Here is a 23,092-nt window from a genome sequence, read left to right as displayed (position 1 = left end):
CGGCGGCTTTCGTTGCTTTTGGGGGCTTAACGGGCGGCTTCTGCGGCCGCGTGCCGAGCCGCGATATAGCCGAAGGTGAGGGCCGGGCCAATGGTGATGCCGGCGCCTGGATAGGTACCACCCATGACGCTGGTCATGTCGTTGCCCGCCGCATAGAGGCCGCGGATCGGGGTTCCCTGACCATCGAGGACCCGGGCATGCCCGTCCACCCGGAGGCCCAGTAAGGTCCCGATGTCTCCCGGGACCATTTTCATGGCGTAGAAGGGACCCTGCTCTAGGGGTGCCAGACAGGGATTGGGTCCGTGCGTGGGATCACCGTTGAAGCGGTGATAGGCGTCGGTACCCTTTCCGAAATCGGGGTCTTCGCCTCGTGCGGCATTTGCGCTGAACCGGGCAATCGTGGATTGCAGTGTGACTGAATCAACATCCATTTTTACTGCCAGCTCTGCCCAGCTTCCCGCAGCCAGCAGGTAGCCATTCCGGATATGAGGCCCGAGCGGCAGCGGGGCCGGGCCGATGGCGCCCATGCCGTAGCGCCGGATGGCGCGGTGGTCGCACAGCAGCCACGCGCTCGTCTCGTTGCGGCCGCGGCAGGCTTCGACCATGGCCGGGACGAAGTCGTGATAGGAGGCCGATTCGTTGGCGAAGCGTCGGCCCGTCGGATCGACGGCGATATAGCCGGGCTTGCCGCGCTCGTAGAAATGCGGGAACGGCAGGGTCGAGCCATCGGGCTGCGGCACCAGCGAGACAGGGACCCAGGCGGCGGGATAGGCGACATCCTCGGCCATGGCGCCGCCGGCCGATTGGCCGAGCCGGATACCGTCGCCGCGATTGCCCGGCGGCGGCGCCGAGCGATGGAAGTGGCCGTCACGGACATGGCCGTAGTAGCGGCGCTTGAACTCGTCGTCGGCGGGAAAGCCGCCGCAGGCCAGCACGACGCCGCGCCGCGCCCGGATCTCCTGCCGCTTTCCCTCGCGCTGCACGATCGCGCCGGTGACGGCACCGTCGCTCTGCACCAGTTCGACGACCGGACTGTCCAGCCACAGGTCGATGCCGCGCTCCCCGGCCGAGAGGGCTAGGGCGGCGATCAGGCCGTTGCCGTTGGTGAGGCGCGTGCCGCGATCATGGTTCAGCCGGTCGATGGCATAGCGCGCCGTCATGCCGGCGACGTGGAGCGCCGAGCGGGCGGAGCGCGTCATCCTGAAGACGTGCGGCAGGTCGTTGCGGCCGAGCATCATGCCGCCGAACGCCATCATGGTCCGCAATGGCGCGCGCAGCTGGTCGAACCGCTTGCCGAGCCGCCGCCCGTCGAATGGCAGCGGCAACAACGAGCGGCCGCCCTGCGCGGCGCCCGGCTTGGTCGGATGATAGTCGGCCCAGATCGGCACGGCCTCGTAGCGCACGTGCGTGTTGTTCTCGATGAACTCGACGGCGGGATTGCAGTTGTCGAGGAAAGCGTTGGCCAGTTCGAGGTTCAGGCGATTGCCCGCCTCGTGCTGGAGATAGGTGAGCGCGTCTTCTTTCGAGTCGGCGATGCCGAGCGCCCGGCCGTGCCGGTTGCCGGGAATCCAGATGACGCCCGCCGAATAGGCCGTGGTCCCGCCGAACAGCTTCTCCTTTTCGACCATCAGCACATCGAGGCCGGCATGCGAGGCCGTCAATGCCGCCGAGAAGCCGGCGGCTCCGGAACCGACCACCAGCAGGTCGGTCTCGATCATGGCTTCGAACCGCCGGATTGGCGCTCGATATTCTCTTCGCCGCGGCGCCGGGCTTCGTTCTCCACGGCTTCGGCAAGGGCCGGAATGTGGGAAGCGATCTCGTAGAAGTCGCTGGCATAGAGCACCAGCAGGGTCGTCGGCGCGGTGGTGACGATTGTGGCGGCACGAGGCTGCCGATTGAGCAGCGACATCTCGCCGAAGAAGGCGCCGTCGCCCAGGCGGACGGTGCCGCCGGTCGGCAGGCGCACCTCGACCTCGCCGCTGGAGATGAAGAACATCGAATCGCCGGGATCGCCGCGCCGCAGCACGGTAACGCGGGCAGGATAGTAGCGCGTACGCAGCTTGCCCACGATCTCGGACAGGGTGACGACCCCCAGCGACGCGAAGATCGGCACGCGCGTGACCTGGTCCCAGACACGCAGATATTCGCGCCGCCGCTCCTCCTGTGCGAAGCCGGTGGCGAGCACGCCGGTCATCAGGGCCAGCACCGCGATGCCGCTGATCATCAGCGCCGAGCCGATGATGCGGCCGGCCGGCGTCAGCGGCACCACGTCGCCGTAGCCGGTCGTCGTCAGGGTGACGACCGACCACCACATGGCGTTGGGCAGGCTGCCGAACTGCTGGGGCTGGCCGTCGCGCTCCACGATATGGGCGCCGGTCGCCGCGGACATCAGCAGGATCGCGAACACGATCAGAACGCTGGCGATCGGCGCGCGTTCGTTGGAGATCACGCGCCCCAGGGTGCCGAAGGCGGGCGCGTGCAGCCCCAGTTTCATGATCCACAGGATGCAGAAGATGGAGGCGGCGTCGGCACCCATGATGCTGTAGCCGCCCGCCAGCATGACGGCGGGTGTTACCGCCAGCAGGCCGATCAACCCGGACAGGCTCGTTGCCCAGCGCAGCCGCGCCATCGTGGGTGACATGTCGACCAGTTGCGGCGATTCCGGTGCCACCCACAACCGCGCCGCATATTCTCCCAGGAAAAAGAGCGTCACGCCCCAGATGGCGCCGCGCAGGATCGCGCGGTGGGGGCTGAGCATCTCATCGATCGAGAGCAGGATGACGGCGAGCAGGCCGATGCCGAGGACGGCCAGATGCAGCTTCCGCCAACGGCGGGCGGCCGGCGCAGGGTCGGAGGGGCGCAGGATGTCGAACACCTGCGCGCGGAGCGTCTTCTCGGTAGCCGTCACGGGAGCGACCATAGGCGGGCTGGCCTGCGAATTGCAACGTGGGGTCGCCCGGTCTACCGTCCAGCCCATTCCCGACAAAGAGGTCTGTATTCAAGGTGGTCAGCGATTTGCGCATTGCCGTCGACATCGGCGGCACGTTCACGGATGTGGTGTTGGAAGAGGGAGGCCGTCGGATCACGCGCAAGCTGCTGACGACGCCACAGCGGCCCGAAGAGGCCGTCCTGGAGGGAGTGCGCCTGATCCTGGGCGATGCCGGCAAGGGTTTCGGCGATGTCGGCGTCTTCGTGCACGGCACCACGCTGGCCACCAATGCCGTCATCGAACGGCGCGGGGCGCGCACGGCGCTGATCGCCACCGAAGGGTTCCGCGATGTCCTCGATATCGCCAATGAGAGTCGCTACGACCAGTACGATCTCAGCATCGAGAAGCCCAGGCCGCTGGTCGCGCGCGCGATGCGCTTCACGATCCCTGAGCGCATGGACGTGAACGGCAAGGTTCGACTGGCCCTCGACGAAGGTGCGGTGCGGACGCTGGCGGCAACGCTCAAGGCCGAGGGCATCGAGAGCGTGGCCGTTTCCTTCATGCATTCCTATGTGAACCCGGCCCATGAGCGGCGTGTCGCCGAGATCCTGAAGGCGGAGCTGCCGGATCTCCGGGTGACGCTGTCGAGCGAGGTCTGCCCCGAGGTCCGCGAATACGAGCGCACCTCGACCGCAGTCGCCAACGCCTATGTGCAGCCCTTGATGGATTCCTACCTCGCCCGCATGCAGGCGGCGCTGGCGGCCGAGAAGTTCACCGGCACGATCTACCTCGTGACCTCCGGCGGCGGCCTCACCGCCATCGAGACGGCGCGTCGCTTCCCGGTACGGCTGGTCGAGTCCGGCCCGGCAGGCGGCGCGATTTTTGCTGCGCAGGTGGCGGCGCGTGCCGGTGAAGCACGCGCACTCAGCTACGACATGGGTGGCACCACGGCCAAGATCTGCCTGATCGACGACTACCAGCCGCATACCGCACGGCTGTTCGAGGTCGATCGTGCGGCCCGCTTCCTCAAGGGCTCCGGCCTGCCGGTCCGCATCCCGGTGATCGAGATGGTCGAGATCGGCGCGGGCGGGGGCTCGATCGCCCGGCTCGACGCGTTGAAGCGCGTCACGGTCGGGCCCGAAAGCGCGGGCGCCGAGCCCGGCCCGGCCTGCTACGGCCGCGGCGGTCTCCATCCCGCCGTGACCGATGCCAATGTCGTGCTGGGCACGATCGACCCGGCGCACTTCGCCGGTGGCTCGATCGCCCTCGACATCGACGCCGCGCGCGGCGCCATCGAGCGCGACGTGGCCGAGGGCATCGGCCTGTCGACCGAGATGGGAGCCTATGCCGTCTACGAGATGGTGTCGGAGAACATGGCGAGTGCCGCGCGCGTGCACGGCGTCGAGCGCGGCGCGGTCGTCAACCAGTACACGCTGATCGCCTTCGGTGGCGGCGCGCCGCTCCATGCCGCGCGCGTCGCCGAGAAGATCGGCGTGCAGCGCGTGATCGTGCCGCCCAATGCCGGCGTCGGCTCCGCGGTCGGCTTCCTGGCAGCGCCGGTTTCGTTCGAGCTGGTACGCAGCCGCTACATGCGCCTCGATACGTTCGACGCGGCCGGGGCAACCGAGTTGCTGGAGGAGATGAGCCGGGAGGCAACGGCGCTGGTGGTGCCGGGTGCACGCGGCCTGCCGACCTTCGAGCGTCGCGTCGCCTTCATGCGCTATGTCGGCCAGGGCCACGAGATCATGGTGACCTTGCCGCAACGGCCGCTGACGGCGTCCGATACCGACGCCCTGCGCGAGGCCTATGAGCGCGATTATGGCATGCTGTTCGAGCGCCATATCCCCAATGCCGCCATCGAGATCCTGAGCTGGTCGGTCCAGGTCTCCACCGAGGCCAAGCGGCCCGAGGTCCAGGGCAAGGCCGGCAGCGCACCGGCGCCGCAGCCGGTGGGCAGGCGTCCCGTGTTCGACGGCCGCAGCGGCAAGACCGCCGACGTGCCGGTCTACCGTCGCGAGAAGCTGCCGCCGGGCAGCACCTTCGCCGGCCCGGCCATCGTCGCCGAGGACGAGACATCGACCTATATCTCGGCCAGTTTTGCCGCGCACATCGATGCCTCAGGTTGTATCGTCATGGATCGCAAGGACGCGTGAGGAGTAACCGATGAGCCAGTCCAACAGCGTCGGCCTGATCGATCTGCAGATCATGTGGAACCGCCTGATCGCGGTGGTGGAGGAGCAGGCGCAGACCCTGATGCGCACCGCCTTCAGCCCGATCGTGCGCGAGTGCGGCGACCTCTCCGCCGGCGTCTTCGATCTGCAGGGCCGCATGCTGGCCCAGGCCGTGACCGGCACGCCGGGCCACGTGAACTCGATGGCCGAATCGGTGAAGCACTTCCTGCGCTACTTCCCGGTCGAGACGATGAAGGCGGGCGACGCCTACATCACCAACGACCCGTGGATGGGCACCGGCCATCTCAACGACTTCGTCATCACCACGCCGTGCTTCCGCAACGGCAAGCTGGTGGCGCTGTTCTCCTGCACCAGCCATCTCATGGACATCGGCGGCATCGGCTTCGGACCCGACGCGACCGACGTGTTCATGGAGGGGCTCTACATCCCCATGCTGAAGCTGTTCGACCAGGGGAAGGCGAACGAGACCCTGTTCGCGATGATCCGCGCCAACACGCGCCAGCCGGTCGACACCGAGGGCGACGTCTACTCCCTGGCCGCCTGCAACGATGTCGGCGCGCGCCGCCTTGTCGAGATGATGGACGAGTTCGGCATCGAGTCGCTGGACGAGCTGGGCGATCACGTCATTGCGCGTTCGCGCGAGGCGGTGCTGGCCGAGATCGCCAAGCTGCCCAAGGGCACCTGGCACAACAGCATGACGGTCGACGGTTACGACGAGCCGGTGACCCTGAAGGCGACGCTGACCATCTCCGACACCGGCATCCATGTCGACTTCACCGGCACGACCGGCGTGTCGCGGCGCGGCATCAACGTGCCGCACGCTTATACGACGGCCTACACCGTGTTCGGCCTGGGCTGCGTGGTTTCCACGCATATCCCGAACAATGCCGGTTCGCTCGAGCCGCTGACCGTGTCGGCGCCCGAGGGCTGCATCCTGAACGCGCCCAAGCCGACCGCGGTCGCGTCGCGCCATGTCATCGGCCAGATGCTGCCGGACGTGACCTTCGGCTGCCTGCGCCAGGTCGTGCCGGAGAGGGTGCCGGCCGAGGGCACCTCGTGCCTGTGGAACATCAACGTGCGCGGTCGCGTGAAGGGTGGCGAGGGCGGCAACTACGGCTTCGGCATGGCCATCACCTCGAACGGCGGCACCGGCGCGCGTCCCGACAAGGACGGCCTGTCGGCCACGGCCTATCCCAGCGGCGTGCGCGGCACGCCGGTCGAGATCGCCGAGACCCAGACGCCGCTGATCTTCTGGCGCAAGGAATTCCGCCCCGATTCGGGCGGCGCCGGCCGCACGCGCGGCGGGCTGGGCCAGATCATGGAGATCGAGAGCGGCATCGACGAGCCGTTCGACCTGCTGGCCGCCTTCGACCGCATCGACTATCCGGCGCGCGGCCGCGATGGCGGCGGCGACGGCGAGGCGGGCGTGGTGGCGTTCAAGTCCGGCCAGACCCTGAAGGGCAAGGGCTTCCAGCTCATCCCGCCGGGCGAGCGGCTGATGATCCTGACGCCGGGCGGCGCCGGCATCGGCGCGCCGAAGGAGCGCGATCGCACGCAGGTCGCCAACGATCTTGCCGACGGCCTGATCTCCGAGGAGACGGCCGAGAAGGTCTATGAATTCAAGCCGCCGCAGGCTGCGGAGTAGGGCGTCGGCTGGATAGGGGAAGGGTGTCAACCTCAACAATGGGGGCTTCGATGAAGCTGGGACGTAGGGGCGCCTTGAAGGCGGGCGTGGGTGTCGGTGCGATGGCGATGGTCGGTGCGCCGGCCGTGGTGATGGGACAGGCGGCGCTCAAGTTGCCGCTGGCGACCGTGTGGCCGGATGGAAACTTCCACACGGTCAACGTCAAGCGCTTCGCCGAAGAGGTGAAGAAGGAGACGAACGGCGCCGTCGAGATCGACGTCAAGGCGGGCGGCCAGCTCGGCTTCAAGGGACCCGAGCAGATGCGCGCCGTGCGCGACGGCCTCGTGCCAATGGCCGACATCCTGAACATCCAGCAGATCGGTGACGAGCCGATCCTGGGCGTCGAAGGAATCCCCTTCATATCGAACAACATCGAGGAGCTGAAGGTGCTGCACAAGTATCTGCGGCCCGAATACGAGAAGGTGCTGCTGAAGAACAACCAGACGATGCTCTACACGGTGCCGTGGCCGACGCAGTACCTGCATCTGAAGGTCAAGGTCGAGACGCTCGACGCCCTCAAGGGCATCAAGATCCGCGTGCCCGACAAGAACGCGCAGGAGATGTGCAGCGCCATCGGCATGGCGCCGGCGCTGATCCCGTGGGGTGAGACGATCGCGGCCCTGTCGTCAGGCGCCGTGTCCGGCGTGTCGACTTCGTCGGTGTCGGGCGTCGATGGCAAGTTCTGGGAGTTCCTGAAGTTCTTCCACCAGACCAACCATGCCTGGTCGTCGGAGATCGTCACGATCAACAACGACACCTGGAAGAAGATCTCGCCGGCCAACCAGAAGATCATCGTCGACCTGGCCAAGAAGCTGGAGCCCGAGTTCTGGCAGTCCTCGCTGCAGGCCGACAAGGACAGCAACGCCAAGCTGATCGCGGGCGGCATGCAGCTCGTCATCCCGCCGCCGGCGATGACGGCCGAACTGCAGAAGAAGACGGCGCCGATGATCGTGGAGTTCTACAAGCGCGTCCCGGCGGCGGAGAAGCCGATCAAAGCCTACCTCGCCGAGATGAAGCGCGGGTGAGCGGCCACGGGCCCAATCCCAATGCGGGCGCGCCGCAGCCGCTGCGCGCCTTCCTCGACGGGATCGACCTGCTGGGCCGCCTCGACGGCTGGATGGGCGCCGCCTGCTTGGCGACGCTCACCTGCCTGATGCTGGCCGAGGTGCTGCTGCGCGCCCTGTCAGACATCTTCCCCTGGGTGCCGTCCGATATTCCGGTCGCCTGGGAGTACAGCTCCTACCTGATGGCAGCGGCCTTCACCTTCGGCGCCGCCATGACGTTGCGGGCCGGCGGCCATATCCGGGTCACCCTGGTCGTGGCGCGGGTCTCGCCGCAGGTACGGCGCTGGCTCGAGACGGTTCTGGCGGCGCTTGGCGTCGCCTTCTCTGGATACCTGGCGGTGGCGATGGTGAACTTCACCTGGCGCAGCTTCACGTCGGACCAGGTGTCGATTTCCAGCGCCACGCCGCTCTGGATCCCTCAGGCCCTCGTGACCTTCGGCATCTGCCTGCTGGTCATGCAGTTCGTCGCCCGCTTCTTCCAGGCGCTGTTCGGCCTGCCGCTCGAGGACGTCAACATGCGGGCCGGGTCGGTCACCGAATGATCCAGCGTTTGAGTTAGGCTGCGATGCTCGAAATCGTCATCGTCATGTTCGTCGTGCTGTTCGCCTTCCTGGCGGGCGGCCTGTGGATCGGCTGGACGCTCGCCGTCACCGGCACGGTCCTGCTGGCGATCTTCCGCGACATCCCGCTCGACAAGCTGCTGGCGCAGTACACCTGGAACATCCTGACGACGCAGGAACTGCTGGCGCTGCCGCTGTTCATCATCATGGGCGAGATCCTGTTCCGCACCCGCCTGTCGCAGACGCTGTTCCGCGGCCTCTCGCCGTGGGCCGCGCTGTTGCCGGGGCGATTGCTGCACGTGAACGTCATCGGCTGCACGATCTTCGCCGCCATCTCGGGCTCCTCGGCCGCGACGACCCAGGTCGTAGGCCGCATCTCGCTGTCCGAACTCCTAAAGCGCGGCTATTCGAAGGACGTCGCCGTGGGCTCGCTCGCCGGCGCGGGCACCTTGGGATTCCTGATCCCGCCGTCCAACATCATGATCATCTACGGCGTGCTGGGCGACGTCTCGATCGCCAAGCTCTTCACGGCGGGCTTCATCCCCGGATTCCTGTTGGCCGGCTGCTTCATGGGCTGGATCATGCTTCACACCGCCCTCAAGCCGGAACTGGTGCCCGCTTCTGAGCGCAAGGTCCGGATCGCGACGGCGGCGGAATTCCTGACATCGCTGCGTGAACTCGGGCCGGCCGTGTTCCTGATCCTGTGCGTGCTCGGTTCGATGTATGGCGGACTGGCAACGCCGTCGGAAGCTGCCGCCGTGGGCGTCCTAGGCGCGCTGGTCGTGGCCGGCATCCAGCGAGAATTGTCGCGCGCGGCCTTGAAGGCGATCGCCATCGGCTCGGTCCAGACCTGCGCCATGATCGCGCTGATCGTGCTCGGCGCCTCGATCCTCGGCAGTGCGGCGGCCTTTCTCGGTATTCCCGCAGCCGTCGCGGAGTTCGTGAAGAGCCTCGGCCTGTCGTCGTTCATGTTGATCGTGGCGCTCATCGTCTTCTACCTGATCCTCGGCTGCTTCCTCGACGGGTTCAGCATGATCGTGATGACCCTGCCGATCGTCATGCCGATCGTGAAGGGGGCGGGCTTCGATCCGATCTGGTTCGGCGTCTTCCTGGTGCTGGTGGTCGAGATGGCACAGATCACGCCGCCCGTCGGCTTCAACCTGTTCGTGATCCAGGGCCTGACCGAGGACGGGCTGGGCTACATCGCGCGCGTGACCTTGCCGTACCTGATGATCATGATCCTGTTCACCATGCTCATCGCCGTTTTCCCCGACATTGCCCTCTGGCTTCCGCGCTATCTCAGCAGCTAGTCTGCCCTCTCGGGTAACGAGGGGAGCTGAATGGAACCGCGGCAGGTCAAGACGGCGGCCGATGCCCTGAAGATCGTCAAGCAGCGCGGGCTCACCCACGTGAAGGTGGGCGTCCACGACATCGACGGCATCCTGCGCGGCAAGTACATCCACGTCGACAAGTTCCGCTCCGCCCTCGAGGGAGGCTTCGGCTTCTGCGACGTGGTGCTGGGCTGGGACATGAACGACCAGCTCTACGACAACGTCACCTACACGGGCTGGCATTCAGGCTATCCCGACGCCAACGTCCGCATCCTGCCGGAGACCTGCCGCGAGATCGCGACCGAGCCCGGCAACCTGATGTTCCTCTGCGAGTTCGTCGACAAGGCCGAGGAGATCTGTCCGCGCGGCACCTTGCGCCGGGTCCTGGCGCGCGCGAAGAAGCTCGGCTTCGACGTGAAGGTCGGGTTCGAGTACGAGTTCTTCGTCTTCGCGGAAACGCCTGAGTCGATCCGCGAGAAGGGCTATCGCAACCTGAAGCCGATCTCGCCGGGCTTCTTCGGCTACTCGGTCCTGCGCAACTCGGTCCTGTCCGACTGGTACAAGGACCTGCTCGCGATGTGCGAGGCGATGGACATGGGCATCGAGGGCCTGCACACCGAGACCGGCGCCGGCGTGCTCGAAGCGGCCCTGAGGGTCGACGATGCGCTGGCCGCGACCGACAAGGCGGCGCTGTTCAAGCTCTTCACCAAGGTGCTGGCGCAGAAGCAGGGCTGGCTGGCCACCTTCATGGCCAAGTGGTCGAAGGACTGGCCGGGCTGCGGCGGCCATATGCACATGTCGCTGTGGAAGGGCGGCAAGCCGGTCTTCTTCGACGAGAAGGCGCCGCACCGCATGAGCAAGATCATGCGCCAGTTCGTCGGTGGCCAGGCGGCGCTGATGCCCGAGCTGCTGGGCATGGTGGCCTCGAACGTGAACTCCTATCGCCGTCTGATCCCGGGTTTCTGGGCGCCGACCGCCTCGACCTGGGGCGTGGAAAACCGCACGACCTCGCTGCGCGTGATCCCGGGCTCGGCCAAGTCGACCCGCGTCGAGTATCGCGTGGCCGCCGCCGACGCCAATCCCTACCTGGCGCTCGCCGCCGCCATCGGCTCGGGCCTGTGGGGCATCGAGCAGGGGATCGATCCCGGCGAGCCGGTCACGGGCAATTCCTACGAGAAGAAGCATCCGGCCAAGTCGCAGCTGCCGCGAACGTTGATGGAAGCTGCCGGCCGACTGAAGGCCTCGAAGCCGGCGCGCGACCTCTTCGGCGACGCCTTCGTCGATCATTATTCCGCAACACGCGAATGGGAAGAGCGTGAGTTCCGCAAGGCCATCACGGACTGGGAACTCGACCGCTACATGGAAATCATTTGATGCCACCCGCAACGCCGCTCCTCGGCAACTGGAACTTCCCGACCTCGATCCGCTTCGGCGCCGGCCGCGTCCGCGAGCTGGCCGATGCCTGCAAGGTGGTGGGCCTGCGGCGGCCACTGCTGGTCACCGATACAGGGTTGGCGAAGCTCTCGATGGTCTCCAGCGCCACGCTGTCGCTGCGCAAGGAGGGCATCGAGGTCGCGGTGTTCAGCGAGGTGAAGCCCAATCCGGTCCTGGCAAATGTCGAGGCGGGCGTCCGCGTGTTGCGCGCCGGCAAGCATGACGGCGTCATCGCCTGGGGCGGCGGCTCGGGCATCGACGCGGGCAAGGCCATCGCCTTCATGGCCGGGCAGACGCGGCCGCTGTGGGATTTCGAGGATATCGGCGACTGGTACACGCGCGCCAATCCGGCCGGCATCCATCCCTCGATCGCCGTGCCGACCACGGCCGGCACCGGCTCGGAGACCGGCCGCGCCGCCGTGATCACCGATCCCGCGACGAAGACGAAGAAGATCATCTTCCACCCGAAGATGATGCCGCAGCTCGTGATCGCCGATCCCGAGCTGACGGTCGGCCTGCCGCCCAAGCTGACGGCCGGCACCGGCATGGATGCCTTCTGCCACTGCTTGGAGGCCTATTGCGCGCCGGGCTATCACCCCTATGCCGAGGGTATCGCCGTTGAAGGCATGCGGCTGGTGAAGGAGAACCTCGCGCGTGCGGTCAAGGACGGCCGCGATATCGAGGCCCGCGGCCACATGCTGGCCGCCTCGCAGATGGGCTCGACGGCGTTCCAGAAGGGGCTGGGTGCCATCCATTCGCTGTCGCATCCGGTCGGTGCCGTGCTCGACACGCATCATGGTCTGACCAACGCGGTCGTCATGCCATACGTGGTGCAGTTCAATCGCGCCGCCATCGAGGACAAGATCGTGCGGCTCGCGCGCTCGCTCGACCTGCGCACGCCGACCTTCGACGGCTTCCTGCAGTGGACGCTCGACCTGCGGCGCGAGATCGGTATTCCCCATACGCTGGCCGAACTCGGCGTGAAGGCCGAGCATCTCGACAAGTTCTCGGAGATGGCCGCGGTCGATCCGACGGCCGGCGGCAACCCGGTCAAGGCCGGCGTGCCGGAGATGCGCAAGATGTACGAGGCCGCTGTCGCAGGGAGGCTCTGATGAGTTCAGTGTGCCGGGGGCGCGCCACTCCAGTGGCGCGTCATGTGTCGCAACCCAAGAAGATCGCGCCACTGGAGTGGCGCGCCCCCGGCAAATGAGCGTTCCCTCCCAGGCCCGCGTCGTCATCATCGGCGGCGGCATCATGGGCTGCTCGACGGCCTATCACCTTGCCAAGCACGGCTGGAAGGACATCGTGCTGCTGGAGCAGGGGCGCTTGAGCGGCGGCACGACCTGGCATGCGGCGGGTCTGGTGGGCCAGTTGCGCAGCGTGCAGAACCTGACGCGGCTGATCCGCTACAGCACCGAGCTCTATTCGAAGCTCGAGGCCGAGACCGGTCTCGCCACCGGCTGGAAAGAATCCGGCTCGCTCATCGTGGCGCGCACCGAGGAGCGCATGACCCTGCTGCGCCGCTCCGCCGCCATGGCCAATGCGCAGGGTGTCGTCTGCGAGCCGCTGACGCCGCAACAGGCCGGCGACAAGTACCCGATCATGCGCACCGACGATCTCGTCGGCGCCGTGTGGCTGCCGGGCGACGGCAAGGCCAACCCGGCCGACATCACCCAGTCGCTGGCCAAGGGCGCGCGCAACGGCGGTGTCCGCATCTTCGAGAAGACGAGGGTCACGGCGATCGACACCGAGGACGGCCCTTCGGGTCCGCGGGTCACCGGCGTTCAGACGACCGAGGGGCCGATCAAGGCCGAGATCGTCGTCAACTGCGGCGGCCAGTGGGCGCGCCAGCTCGGCCGCATGGTCGGTGTGACGGTGCCGCTCTATTCCTGCGAGCACATGTACATCGTCACCGAGAAGATGGAGAACGTGCCGCGCGACCTGCCGGTGATGCGCGATCCCGACGGCTACATCTACTTCAAGGAAGAGGTCGGCGGCCTGCTGATGGGCGGCTTCGAGCCCGAGGCCAAGCCGTGGAACAAGGACGTCATCCCCGACGATTTCGAGTTCGGCATGCTGCCGGACGACTGGGACCAGTTCCAGATCCTGATGGACAACGCGCTGATCCGCGTGCCGTCGCTGGAGAAGACCGGCATCAAGACCTTCATGAACGGGCCGGAAAGCTTCACGCCCGACATGAACTACATCCTGGGCGAGGCGCCGCAACTGCGCGGCTTCTATGTCGGCGCCGGCTTCAACTCGATGGGCATCGCCAGTTCCGGCGGCGCCGGCATGGCGCTGGCGGAATGGATCGTGGCCGGCGAACCGACGATGGATCTGTGGCCCGTCGATATCCGACGCTTCGCGGGCTTCCACGGCAACGATGCCTGGCTGCGCAGCCGCGTCGCCGAAACACTGGGCCTGCACTACAAGATGCCGTGGCCGCAGCGCGAGCAGGAGAGCGGCCGTCCGTTCCGTCGCTCGCCGCTCTACGACCGCCTCAAGGCGCGCGGCGCCTGGTTCGGCAACAAGATGGGCTGGGAACGGCCCAACTGGTTCGCGGGCGAAGGCAAGGCGCCCGAGATGCACTATGGCTGGGGCCGCGGTGCCCCCGGCGGTTGGTTCGATGCGGTCGCCGCCGAGCATCGCGCGACCCGAGAGGGCGTCGCGATTTTCGACGAGACCTCGTTCGGCAAGCTGCTGGTGCAGGGACGCGATGCCGAGGCGGTGCTGCAGCGGCTTTGCGCCAACGACGTCGCCGTCCCCGTTGGTCGCACGGTCTATACCGGCGCGCTGAACGAGCGCGGCACCTTCGAGAGCGATCTCACCATCGCGCGCCTGGCGCGCGACAAGTTCCTGGTCATCACCGGCTCGGCCCAGCCGATGCGCGACATGGATTGGCTCGGCCGCCACATGCCGCCGGATGCCAACGCCGTGCTGACCGACGTCACGTCGGGCTGGACGGTGCTGTCGGTCATGGGGCCGAGAAGCCGCGAGCTGCTGCAGAAGGTGAGCAAAGCCGATCTCTCGAACGAAGGCTTTCCGTTCGCCACGATCCGCGAGATCGGCGTCGGCTACGCCACGGTGCTCGCTTCACGCCGCACCTACATGGGCGAGGTGGGCTGGGAGCTCTACGTCCCGGTCGAGTTCGCCGTCACCGTGTTCGAGACGCTGCACGAGGCGGGCGTCGAGGTCGGCCTGCGCGATGCCGGCTACTACGCCATCGACACGCTACGCCTGGAGAAGGGCTACCGCGCCTGGGGCCGTGAGCTGACGCCCGACGATACGCCGTTCCAGGCCGGTCTCGGCTGGGCTGTGAAGCTCGACAAGCCGGGCGGCTTCATCGGGCAGAAGGCGCTGGTCGACGCCAAGGCCAAGCCGCTGACCCGGCGGCTCGTCTCGGTCGTGCTGGACGATAGTGAGCCGCTCCTGTGGGGCGGTGAGGCGCTGCTGCGCGACGGCAGGCCGGTCGGCGACCTCACCTCGGCGGGTTATGGCCACACGCTCGGCGCGTCGGTTGGCCTCGGCTACGTGAAGCGCAGCGATGGTGCCGCGATCGATGCCGCCTGGCTGGAAGGCGGCCGTTTCGAGGTCGACCTGGCCGGCACGCGGCACGCGGCGAAGGTCTCGCTGCGCGCGCCCTACGATCCGAGCGGGTTGCGGATCAAGGGTTGATCGGTCGGCTTGAGGCGCGTCTCGGCCAGTTCGCCGGCCGCCTCGAGGATCGGATAGGCCGCCGTCGTCAGGTGGCCGTTGATGCGCTTCAGGTCGCGGATCACGTCCATGTGGATCGAGCTGGTCTCGATCGATTCCGGCCGTCCCTCGCGCAGGCGGGCATAGTGGCTGTCGGCGGCATGGGCCTCGGCCTCGCGGATCGCGGTCTTCTCGGCGACCAGGCGGCGGGCCAGGGTGATGTCGCGGGTCGTGAAGACGTTCAGCGCCAGTCGCAGATTGTCGAGCACACGGGCATGGAAGGCGCGCAGCTCGGCCGTGCCTTCGGCCGAGAAGGAATAGCGATTCTTGATCTTCTTGGCGGCCAGTTCCATCAGGTTCTTGTCGATGATGTCGCCGGCATGCTCGAGATTGGTCACGAAGGTCAGGATCTCGACATAGCGCTTGCCGTCCTCCTCGCCCAGTTCGTTGCGCGAGGTCTGGATCAGGTAGAGCTTGATCGCCTCGTAGAGGGCGTCGACGGCATCGTCGGCCGTCTCGATCGCCTTCATCGCGCGGGCGTCGTTCTTCTCGAACACGTCCATCGTCTGGCGCAGCATGTCGGCGACCTTGTCGCCGAGATTGAGCGTCTCGCGCATGGCGCAGGCCAGCGCCTCGGCCGGCGTGTCGAGCACGTTGGGGTCGAGGTTGCGCGGCTTGCCGGGATCGTCGGTCTGCGGGCGGTCGGGTACCAGGCGGCGGCAAAGTGCTGCCATCGGATCGGTCAGCGGCAGGAAGACAATGCCGGCGATCACGCTGAAGGCCGTGTGATAATTGACCAGCAGGCGGCCCGGCGCCGGATCGAGCATCAGCAGCCACTGGTGGAACTGGCCGAGGAACGGCAGCAGCGCCAGTCCGACCACCACGCGGGTGATGAGGTTGCCCAGCGGCAGGCGCCGCGCCTCCACGTCTGTGGAGGCCTGGTCGAAATAGGGTGCGATCGCGCCGCCGATATTGGCGCCGATCACCATCGCCATGCCGAGCTTGGGGTCGATGATGCCGCTCGAGGCGAACGACATGACCAGCAGCACGGTCGACAGGCTGGAATGGATGAACCAGGTCGCGCCGGCCGCAATCAGGACGCCCATGACATACTCGTCCTGCAGCCCTTCCAGTACGGCCACGAAGGCCGGCGCGTTGCGCAGCGGCAGGGCGGCGGCCTCCAGCAGGTGCAACGACAGCAGCATCAGGCCAAGGCCGATGGCGACACGGCCGAGATGGCGCGCCCGGTCGGAACTGTTCGACAGGAAGGCGATGACGCCGACGGCGATCATCAGCGGCGAGATCCAGCCGAGCGGGAAGGACAAGATCTGCGCCGTCAGGGTCGTGCCGACATTGGCACCCAGCATCACGGCAAGGCCGATCGACAGTGAGATCAGCCCGCGGCCGGCGAACGAGGCGAGCAGCAGGGCGGTCGCGGTGCTCGACTGCAGGACGCCGGTCAGAACCACGCCGCCCGCGAAGGCCGAGAAGCGGTTGCGCGAGCAGGCGCCGATGGCGCGACGCAGAGTGGCGCCGAAGGCGCGCGTCAGGCCGGTGCGCACCATGCGCACGCCCCACAGCAGCAGGCAGACGCTGCCGAGAACGTTCAGGATCGTGTCGACGCCTTGCATGATCGCGGAATCCTACGCCTCGTTTTTCAGTGAAGAAAGTTTTTTGACAATTTTGTTACGCCCATGATCTTCAGGAGGCCAGCCGCGTCGCTTCATCCATGAAAGCCCGAACGAGCGCGACCCTCCGACGCTCCTGCAGGCACACGGCATATTCCGCAACCGCCAGATCCTGATCGGTGATGGTGATGCGGCGGAAGCGGCGGTCCTCGCCGAGTTCGCTCGCAAACACCGCGCCGACGCCGAACCCGGCCGCCACCGCCTCGCGCACGCCTTCGCGGGTCTGCACCTCGACGATCGACGCGGGCCTGATATCGGCCGATGCCATCGCCTGTTCAAGCACTTCCCGCGTGATCGAGCCGCGTTCGCGCAATACGAGTTCCTGACCGCCGAGTGCCGAGAGCGGCGTGCGACCGCGCCTGGCGAGTGCGTGTCCCGCCGGTGCGAACAGGACCAGCCGATCAGTACGCAGGCGCACGGCGTGCAGGCGCGGATCGGACAGGCTCTTGGCCATCACCGCGACGTCGGCCTCGTGGCGCAGCAGGCGCTCCAGCACGACGGCGGAATTATCGATAGAGAGCGCAAAGGTGAGGCCGCCGGCCCGTTTGCGCAGCGCGGCCATGATCGGCACCACGTGGTGCGCGGAGTCGGCCGCGATGCGGAGATGGCCGCGCGTCAGGGCCCGCTCGCCCTGCAGCAGCGCCTGCGCCTCGTCCTGGAGGGCGAACAGGCGCGTCGTGACGCCGTGCAACTGCCGCCCGGTCTCGGTCGGCGTGACGCTGCGGCCGCGCCGGTCGAACAGGCGCACGCCATAAGCCTTCTCCAGCGCCGTCACCTGGCCCGAGAGGTTGGGCTGGCTCGCGCCCGAGGCGCGGGCGGCAGCGGAGAAGGAGCCGGCCTCGGCCACGAGGTGGAAAGCACGGAGCTGGGTCGGGGTCATATATGATAAACCAATAGTTAACATATGGAATATATACTGGACGGATAGACACGGCGAGCCGATCATCCACGCCATGAACACCAAGCCTGCCGCCTCCGAAACCGGCGATCCGCTGCTGCTGACGCCCGGCCCGCTCACCACCTCGGCCAGCGTCAAGCAGGCGATGATCCACGACTGGGGCTCCCGCGATCAGGGTTTCATCGCCATCAACAAGATGGTGCTGACCAAGATCGTGGAGCTCGCCCGCGCCGAAGGGACCCACGTCACCGTGCCGGTGCAGGGCTCCGGCACCTTCGCCGTCGAGGCGATGATCACGAGCTTCGTGCCGAAGACCGGCAAGCTGCTGGTCGTCATCAACGGCGCCTATGGCCAGCGCGCCAAGAAGATCGCCGAGATTGCCGGTCGCGCCGTCGCCACCTACGAGACGGCGGAAGACACGCCTCCGGACTTGGCCAAGCTCGAAGCGATGCTGGTGGCCGATCCCGGCATCACCCATGTCTTCGCCGTCCATTGCGAGACCACGTCGGGCATCCTCAATCCGATCGTCGGCATCGCCGCGCTGGTGCAGAAGCAGAAGCGCCGCCTGCTGGTCGATTCGATGTCGGCTTTCGGCGCCCTCGAGATCGACGCACGCAACGTCTATTACGACGCGCTCGCGGCCTCCTCGAACAAGTGCCTCGAAGGCGTGCCGGGCCTGGGCTTCGTCGTCTGCCGCAACAGCGCTCTCGCCGAGTGCAAGGGCAACGCCACCACTCTGGTGCTCGACCTGCATGACCAGGCCGAGGGCTTCGCCAAGACCGGCCAGTATCGCTTCACGCCGCCGATTCACGTCATCGTGGCGCTGGGCAAGGCGATCGAGGAGCATGCGGAAGAGGGCGGCGTTGCGGGGCGCGGCAAGCGTTATCGCGAGAATGCCAAGGTGCTGATCGACGGCATGCGCGCCATGGGCTTCCAGACGCTGTTGCCGAACGACCTGCAGGCGCCGATCATCATCACCTTCCACATGCCGACCGATCCGAAGTTCGTCTTCCAGCGTTTCTATGACGGGCTCAAGGACCGCGGCTACGTGATCTATCCGGGCAAGCTCACCGTGGCGGACTCCTTCCGCATGGGCTGCATCGGCCGACTCTATCCCGACCACATGCGCGGCGCCCTGGCGGCGGTGCGCGAGGTCTTGGACGAGATGAGAGTCACCAACGGCGGCCCGGCTCTGGCGGCAGAATAGGGGAACGAGACATGGCACCCGACAGCATGAACGTCAGCGGCGGCGACATCTCCGTCAACGGCCGGACTTATCGTTTGCCCCGGCAGCCCGTCGTCGTGGTCTGCGTCGACGGTTCGGAGCCCGGCTATATCGAGCGCGCCGTCGAGGCGGGCCAGGCACCGTGGTTCGCCAAAGCCCTGAAGGAAGGCACCAACCTGATCGGCGACTGCGTAGTGCCGAGCTTCACCAACCCGAACAACCTGTCGATCGTCACCGGCCGGCCGCCGGCGGTCCATGGCATCTGCGGCAACTACTTCCTCGATCCGGAGACGGGCAAGGAAGTGATGATGAACGATCCGAAGTTCCTGCGGGTCGAGACGCTGTTCCCGGCCTTCCAGCGCGCCGGCTGCCGCATCGCCGTCGTCACCGCCAAGGACAAGCTGCGCGGCCTGCTGGGCAAGGGGCTCGAGCTGGGTGCCGGCAAGGCCTGCTCTTTCTCGTCGGAGAAGTCGGACAAGGCGACGCTCGCCGAAAACGGCATCGACCACGTGAACGAGCTGGTCGGCATGGGCGTGCCGGACGTCTACAGCGCCGGCCTCTCGGAGTTCGTGTTCGCCGCCGGCGTCAAGCTGATGGAGCGCGACCGGCCGCAGATCATGTATCTGTCGACGACTGACTACATCCAGCACAAGCACGCACCGGGCACGCCGGTCGCCAATGACTTCTACGCCATGATGGACGGGTATCTCAGCAAGCTCGACGCCATGGGCTGCACCATCGTCGTCACCGCCGACCATGGCATGAACGCCAAGTTCGGCGCCGACGGCCAGCCCGACGTCATCTACCTGCAGGACCTGTTCGACGGCTGGGTGGGCAAGGACAAGGCCCGCGTCATCCTGCCGATCACCGATCCCTATGTCGTCCATCACGGCGCGTTGGGTTCGTTCGCGGTCGTCTACTGCGACAATCCCAAGGAGTGGGCCGCCAAGCTGAAGGCCATGCCGGGGATCGAGGCGGCGCTCACCAAGGAAGAGGCGGCCGCGAAGTTCGAGCTGCCGGCCGATCGTCTCGGCGACCTCATCGTCGTCTCGACCCAGCACAAGGTGCTGGGCACCTCTGCCTCGCGGCACGACCTGTCGGGCCTCACCGAGCCGCTGCGCAGCCATGGCGGCATCTCGGAACAGCGCGTGCCGCTGCTGTGCAACCGCAAGCTCGCGAACGCCAGCAGCGGTGCGCATCGCTGGCGCAACTTCGATGCCTTCGATCTCGCCCTCAACCTCGTCGCCTGAGACCGCCCCGATGGACACGATCACCCGCACGGGCTCCGACGTCCGGCACGAATCTCTCCGCATCGCCGGAAAGAAGGTCGAAACCAAGGCGCGCCTGGAAGTGCGCTTCCCCTGGGACAACCGCCTGGTCGGCACCGTGCCGCGCGCCACGCCCGAGCTGGTGGCCGAAGCCTTTCAGATCGCCCATGACTACAAGCCGAAGCTGACGCGCTATCAGCGCCAGCAGATCCTGCTCAAGACCGCCGATCTTCTGGTCTCGCGCAAGGAAGAGCTGTCGCGCCTGATCACGCTGGAATCGGGCCTCTGCCTGAAGGACTCGCTCTACGAAGTCGGCCGCGCCTACGACGTGTTCACCTTCGCGGGCCAGCTCTGCATGCTGGACGACGGGCAGACCTTCTCCTGCGATCTCACCCCGCACGGCAAGTCGCGCAAGATCTTCACCCTGCGCCAGCCGCTGAACGCCATCTCGGCGATCACGCCGTTCAACCATCCGCTCAACATGGTGGCGCACAAGCTGGCGCCGGCCTTCGCGACCAACAACTGCGTCGTGCTGAAGCCGACCGAGCTGACGCCGCTCACGGCCCTGTTCCTCGCCGACACGCTCTACGAGGCCGGCCTGCCGCCGGAAATGCTGTCGGTCATCACCGGCAATCCGTCCGACATCGGCGATGCGATGATCGTCGATCCGCGCGCCGATCTCGTGACCTTCACGGGCTCTGTCCGGGTCGGCAAGTACATCGCCGAGAAGGCGGGCTACAAGCGCATCGTGCTGGAGCTGGGCGGCAACGACCCGCTGATCGTCATGGAGGATGCCGACCTCGACAAGGCGGCCGAGCTGGCCGTCGCCGGCGCCACCAAGAATTCGGGCCAGCGCTGCACCGCCGTGAAGCGCATCCTGGTCGTCGACAAGGTGGCCGATGCCTTCGTCGAGCGCGTGCTCGCCAAGGCGAAGAAGCTGAAAGCCGGGGATCCGCTCGATCCCGAGACCGATGTCGGCACCGTGATCCACGAGCGCGCCGCCACGCTGTTCCAGAACCGCGTCAGCGAGGCCGTCGCCAAGCATGGCGCGAAGCTGCTGTACGGCAACGACCGCCAGGGCGCGCTGTTTCCGCCGACCGTGGTCGACCATGTCGATCCGCAGGCAGAGTTGGTGCGCGAGGAAACGTTCGGCCCCGCGATCCCGATCATCCGCGTGAAGGACATCCATCACGCGATTCAGGTTTCCAACGGCACGGCCTATGGCCTGTCGTCGGGCGTCTGCACCGACCGTCTGGACTACATCACCAAGTTCGTCGACGAGCTGCAGGTCGGCACGGTGAACATCTGGGAAGTGCCGGGCTATCGCATCGAGATGTCGCCCTTCGGCGGCATCAAGGATTCGGGCCTGGGCTACAAGGAAGGCGTGCTGGAGGCGATGAAGAGCTTCACCAACGTGAAGACCTGGTCGCTACCCTGGCCGGGATAGGCTCGGCGCACGGAAGTAAACAATGGAACGCGCAACTCCAGTTGCGCTCATCTCTTGTGCATAGACGATGCCTGAGCGCCACTGGAGTGGCGCGCTCCAATGAGGGAGCTGCACATGTCCGAGGCCAGGCACTATTCGGGAAGCTGCCACTGCGGCGCCGTTGCCTTCGATGTCGATCTCGACGTTTCAGGCGCGATCAAGTGCAATTGCTCGATCTGTAGCCGGCTCGGCGCCGTGTGGGCTTTCGCGCCCAAGGCGAGCTTCACCCTGAAGTCGGAGGCGAAGGGGCAGGGGGACTACCAGTTCGGCAAGAAGTCGTTGCATCACCGCTTCTGCAGCCAATGCGGCATCGAGAGTTATGCCGAGGGCTCGATGCCGGACGGCACGCCGACGGTCGGCATCAATCTGCGCTGCATCGAAGGTCTCGATGTCGAGATGCTCAATCCCAAGCCGTGGGACGGTCGCAGCAAGTAACATTCACCTATACGATCGCCCTCGTGTTCGTTCCTTAACGCATTCTTCAAATAACGCACATCTCTCCCGGTCTACAAAAGCCGACACACGACTGCGCTCATGAGAGGTCGTCGAGGCCGGGGGAGTATCTATGGGGGCCAGCCTTGGTGTTCGCATCCTGGGTATCGTCGGCCTGGTTCTTGCGCTGGGCGCTTTGCCGGCCGCCGCGGAATCGACCCTCGATGCGGTGAAAAAGCGGAGACATCTCAACTGCGGGATCAACGGCGAGCTTCCGGGCTTCTCCTGGCGCGCGAGCTGGGGTTGGGCGGGCCTCGATGTCGACATGTGCAAGGCGGTGGCCGCCGCCGTTCTCGGTGACGCGGGCAAGGTCCAATTCATCCCGCTGACGACACGGGACCGTTTTGCCGATCTGCAGGCGGGCAAGATCGACCTGCTGGCACGTAATTCGACCGTCACACTGCGGCGCGATGCCGGCGCCAATATCGAGATCGCGGCGGTGAATTTCTATGGCGGGCAGGCTTTCGCCGTGTCGCGAAAGGCCGGCATCACCATGCCGTCGGAACTGGCCACGTCCAAGGTCTGCGTCGTGAAGGGCACAACGCACGAAGCCAATCTGGCGAACTGGTTCGGCGCCCGCCGCTACTCCGTTCAGATCATGCCGTTCGACAATGCCGAGGCGATGTAAGAGGTCTTCTTCGCCAGCCGATGTGCAGGCATGACCCGGGATGCGTCGGCCCTCGCGGCGGTGCTGGCCAGCCGCAACAAGCAGGCGGACTACCTCGTCCTGCCGCAGACGATCTCGCGCGAGCCGTTCGGCCTCTATGTGCGCGGCGGCGACAATAACTGGAGCGACATCGTCCGCTGGTCGTTCCACGCCATGTTGGTGGCCGAGGAACTGAACCTCGGCAGGAATACGATCGTCAGCGAGCGCCAGTCGCCCGATCCCGACGTTCGCCAGCTGCTGGGGACGGCGCCGGGCGACGGCAAGGCCCTCGGCCTGGAGGAGGATTGGGCCTACAACATCATCCGGCAGGTCGGAAACTACGGCGAGAGTTACGAGCGCAATCTCGGCGCCAACTCACCGCTCAACCTCGACCGTGGCGCGAATGCGCTGTATACGCGAGGGGGCGTGATGTACCCGCTGCCGATGCGATGAAGAGGCCGTAGGGCGACCATCCCGCATTCGCCGAGGCGCAGCCAGGAAC

General features: G+C 66.6%; 18 protein-coding genes. 14 read left to right on the top strand and 4 right to left on the bottom strand.

Annotation, left to right across the window (positions count from 1 at the left end):
• Positions 1–26: 26 nt before the first annotated feature.
• Together AC1ROX_RS29460 and AC1ROX_RS29455 are read right to left on the bottom strand one after the other, a co-directional pair.
• A complete protein-coding gene (locus tag AC1ROX_RS29460) occupies positions 27–1,718 on the bottom strand; it encodes an FAD-dependent oxidoreductase (RefSeq protein WP_493132102.1) in 1,692 nt (563 codons plus the stop codon).
• Positions 1,715–2,908, bottom strand: coding sequence for a cyclic nucleotide-gated ion channel (locus tag AC1ROX_RS29455; RefSeq protein ID WP_493132100.1), 1,194 nt, complete (start codon positions 2,906–2,908; stop codon positions 1,715–1,717). The genes AC1ROX_RS29460 and AC1ROX_RS29455 overlap by 4 nt, the downstream gene beginning before the upstream one ends.
• 95 nt (positions 2,909–3,003) lie before the next feature.
• Between AC1ROX_RS29455 and AC1ROX_RS29450 the strand changes: the two genes are divergently transcribed.
• The 8 genes from AC1ROX_RS29450 to AC1ROX_RS29415 all read left to right on the top strand — a co-directional run bounded on the left by AC1ROX_RS29450 (position 3,004) and on the right by AC1ROX_RS29415 (position 14,869).
• Entirely contained in the window at positions 3,004–5,082 is a 2,079-nt protein-coding gene (locus tag AC1ROX_RS29450) for a hydantoinase/oxoprolinase family protein (protein ID WP_493132098.1), read from the top strand.
• Between the two features lie 10 nt (positions 5,083–5,092).
• Positions 5,093–6,766, top strand: a complete 1,674-nt coding sequence (locus tag AC1ROX_RS29445; protein ID WP_493132096.1) for a hydantoinase B/oxoprolinase family protein — start codon at positions 5,093–5,095, stop codon at positions 6,764–6,766.
• Positions 6,767–6,816: 50 nt separating this feature from the next.
• Positions 6,817–7,830 (top strand): TRAP transporter substrate-binding protein, encoded by a 1,014-nt coding sequence (locus tag AC1ROX_RS29440; protein ID WP_493132094.1) that lies wholly within the window; start codon positions 6,817–6,819, stop codon positions 7,828–7,830.
• Positions 7,827–8,411: a TRAP transporter small permease subunit gene (locus AC1ROX_RS29435; protein WP_493132092.1), complete on the top strand. Its 585-nt coding sequence runs from the start codon at positions 7,827–7,829 to the stop codon at positions 8,409–8,411. The genes AC1ROX_RS29440 and AC1ROX_RS29435 overlap by 4 nt, the downstream gene beginning before the upstream one ends.
• A 23-nt stretch (positions 8,412–8,434) precedes the next feature.
• The gene (locus AC1ROX_RS29430) at positions 8,435–9,739 is read left to right on the top strand and encodes a TRAP transporter large permease (RefSeq protein WP_493132090.1); all 1,305 of its coding nucleotides are present in this window, start codon (positions 8,435–8,437) and stop codon (positions 9,737–9,739) included.
• Between the two features lie 30 nt (positions 9,740–9,769).
• Positions 9,770–11,134 carry a glutamine synthetase family protein gene (locus tag AC1ROX_RS29425; RefSeq protein WP_493132088.1) on the top strand — a complete coding sequence of 455 codons (1,365 nt, stop codon included), beginning with the start codon at positions 9,770–9,772 and terminating at the stop codon, positions 11,132–11,134.
• The gene (locus tag AC1ROX_RS29420) at positions 11,134–12,306 is read left to right on the top strand and encodes an iron-containing alcohol dehydrogenase (protein ID WP_493132086.1); all 1,173 of its coding nucleotides are present in this window, start codon (positions 11,134–11,136) and stop codon (positions 12,304–12,306) included. Before AC1ROX_RS29425 ends, AC1ROX_RS29420 begins: the two co-directional genes overlap by 1 nt.
• A 94-nt stretch (positions 12,307–12,400) precedes the next feature.
• The gene (locus tag AC1ROX_RS29415; RefSeq protein WP_493132084.1) at positions 12,401–14,869 is read left to right on the top strand and encodes a GcvT family protein; all 2,469 of its coding nucleotides are present in this window, start codon (positions 12,401–12,403) and stop codon (positions 14,867–14,869) included.
• On the opposite strand, the gene AC1ROX_RS29410 is transcribed toward AC1ROX_RS29415, so the two are convergent.
• Together AC1ROX_RS29410 and AC1ROX_RS29405 are read right to left on the bottom strand one after the other, a co-directional pair.
• Positions 14,836–16,518, bottom strand: coding sequence for a Na/Pi cotransporter family protein (locus tag AC1ROX_RS29410; RefSeq protein ID WP_493132082.1), 1,683 nt, complete (start codon positions 16,516–16,518; stop codon positions 14,836–14,838). The two genes, AC1ROX_RS29415 and AC1ROX_RS29410, sit on opposite strands and share 34 nt — an antisense overlap.
• A 70-nt stretch (positions 16,519–16,588) precedes the next feature.
• Complete coding sequence (locus AC1ROX_RS29405) at positions 16,589–17,455, bottom strand: LysR substrate-binding domain-containing protein (protein WP_493132080.1); 867 nt, start codon at positions 17,453–17,455, stop codon at positions 16,589–16,591.
• Positions 17,456–17,528: 73 nt separating this feature from the next.
• Here AC1ROX_RS29405 and AC1ROX_RS29400 point away from each other — a divergent pair, with 73 nt between their 5' ends.
• The 6 genes from AC1ROX_RS29400 to AC1ROX_RS29375 all read left to right on the top strand — a co-directional run bounded on the left by AC1ROX_RS29400 (position 17,529) and on the right by AC1ROX_RS29375 (position 23,043).
• Positions 17,529–18,680: a 2-aminoethylphosphonate--pyruvate transaminase gene (locus AC1ROX_RS29400; protein WP_493132078.1), complete on the top strand. Its 1,152-nt coding sequence runs from the start codon at positions 17,529–17,531 to the stop codon at positions 18,678–18,680.
• 11 nt (positions 18,681–18,691) lie between these two features.
• Positions 18,692–19,948 (top strand): phosphonoacetate hydrolase, encoded by a 1,257-nt coding sequence (phnA, locus tag AC1ROX_RS29395; protein WP_493132076.1) that lies wholly within the window; start codon positions 18,692–18,694, stop codon positions 19,946–19,948.
• A 10-nt stretch (positions 19,949–19,958) separates the two neighbouring features.
• Complete coding sequence (gene phnY / locus AC1ROX_RS29390) at positions 19,959–21,413, top strand: phosphonoacetaldehyde dehydrogenase (protein ID WP_493132074.1); 1,455 nt, start codon at positions 19,959–19,961, stop codon at positions 21,411–21,413.
• Between the two features lie 114 nt (positions 21,414–21,527).
• On the top strand, positions 21,528–21,887 hold the full coding sequence (locus AC1ROX_RS29385) for a GFA family protein (RefSeq protein WP_493132072.1): 360 nt from the start codon (positions 21,528–21,530) through the stop codon (positions 21,885–21,887).
• A 130-nt stretch (positions 21,888–22,017) separates the two neighbouring features.
• Positions 22,018–22,572 carry a transporter substrate-binding domain-containing protein gene (locus AC1ROX_RS29380; protein ID WP_493132069.1) on the top strand — a complete coding sequence of 185 codons (555 nt, stop codon included), beginning with the start codon at positions 22,018–22,020 and terminating at the stop codon, positions 22,570–22,572.
• A 30-nt stretch (positions 22,573–22,602) separates the two neighbouring features.
• Positions 22,603–23,043 (top strand): hypothetical protein, encoded by a 441-nt coding sequence (locus AC1ROX_RS29375; protein ID WP_493132067.1) that lies wholly within the window; start codon positions 22,603–22,605, stop codon positions 23,041–23,043.
• Positions 23,044–23,092: the final 49 nt, after the last annotated feature.

It is taken from the genome of Reyranella sp. GW821-FHT14A01, from assembly GCF_058803965.1.
Note: the sequence above shows the minus strand (reverse complement) of the source record. Positions and strands in the feature narration are given on the sequence as shown.

Excerpts from the sequence above, each read along its gene's own strand:
- AC1ROX_RS29460 (WP_493132102.1), bottom strand. The coding sequence starts at position 1,718 with ATGATCGAGACCGACCTGCTGGTGGTCGGTTCCGGAGCCGCCGGCTTC.
- AC1ROX_RS29445 (WP_493132096.1), top strand. The coding sequence starts at position 5,093 with ATGAGCCAGTCCAACAGCGTCGGCCTGATCGATCTGCAGATCATGTGG.
- AC1ROX_RS29440 (WP_493132094.1), top strand. The coding sequence starts at position 6,817 with ATGAAGCTGGGACGTAGGGGCGCCTTGAAGGCGGGCGTGGGTGTCGGT.
- AC1ROX_RS29430 (WP_493132090.1), top strand. The coding sequence starts at position 8,435 with ATGCTCGAAATCGTCATCGTCATGTTCGTCGTGCTGTTCGCCTTCCTG.
- AC1ROX_RS29425 (WP_493132088.1), top strand. The coding sequence starts at position 9,770 with ATGGAACCGCGGCAGGTCAAGACGGCGGCCGATGCCCTGAAGATCGTC.
- AC1ROX_RS29420 (WP_493132086.1), top strand. The coding sequence starts at position 11,134 with ATGCCACCCGCAACGCCGCTCCTCGGCAACTGGAACTTCCCGACCTCG.
- AC1ROX_RS29415 (WP_493132084.1), top strand. The coding sequence starts at position 12,401 with ATGAGCGTTCCCTCCCAGGCCCGCGTCGTCATCATCGGCGGCGGCATC.
- AC1ROX_RS29410 (WP_493132082.1), bottom strand. The coding sequence starts at position 16,518 with ATGCAAGGCGTCGACACGATCCTGAACGTTCTCGGCAGCGTCTGCCTG.
- AC1ROX_RS29405 (WP_493132080.1), bottom strand. The coding sequence starts at position 17,455 with ATGACCCCGACCCAGCTCCGTGCTTTCCACCTCGTGGCCGAGGCCGGC.
- AC1ROX_RS29400 (WP_493132078.1), top strand. The coding sequence starts at position 17,529 with ATGAACACCAAGCCTGCCGCCTCCGAAACCGGCGATCCGCTGCTGCTG.
- phnA (WP_493132076.1), top strand. The coding sequence starts at position 18,692 with ATGGCACCCGACAGCATGAACGTCAGCGGCGGCGACATCTCCGTCAAC.
- phnY (WP_493132074.1), top strand. The coding sequence starts at position 19,959 with ATGGACACGATCACCCGCACGGGCTCCGACGTCCGGCACGAATCTCTC.
- AC1ROX_RS29385 (WP_493132072.1), top strand. The coding sequence starts at position 21,528 with ATGTCCGAGGCCAGGCACTATTCGGGAAGCTGCCACTGCGGCGCCGTT.
- AC1ROX_RS29380 (WP_493132069.1), top strand. The coding sequence starts at position 22,018 with ATGGGGGCCAGCCTTGGTGTTCGCATCCTGGGTATCGTCGGCCTGGTT.
- AC1ROX_RS29375 (WP_493132067.1), top strand. The coding sequence starts at position 22,603 with ATGACCCGGGATGCGTCGGCCCTCGCGGCGGTGCTGGCCAGCCGCAAC.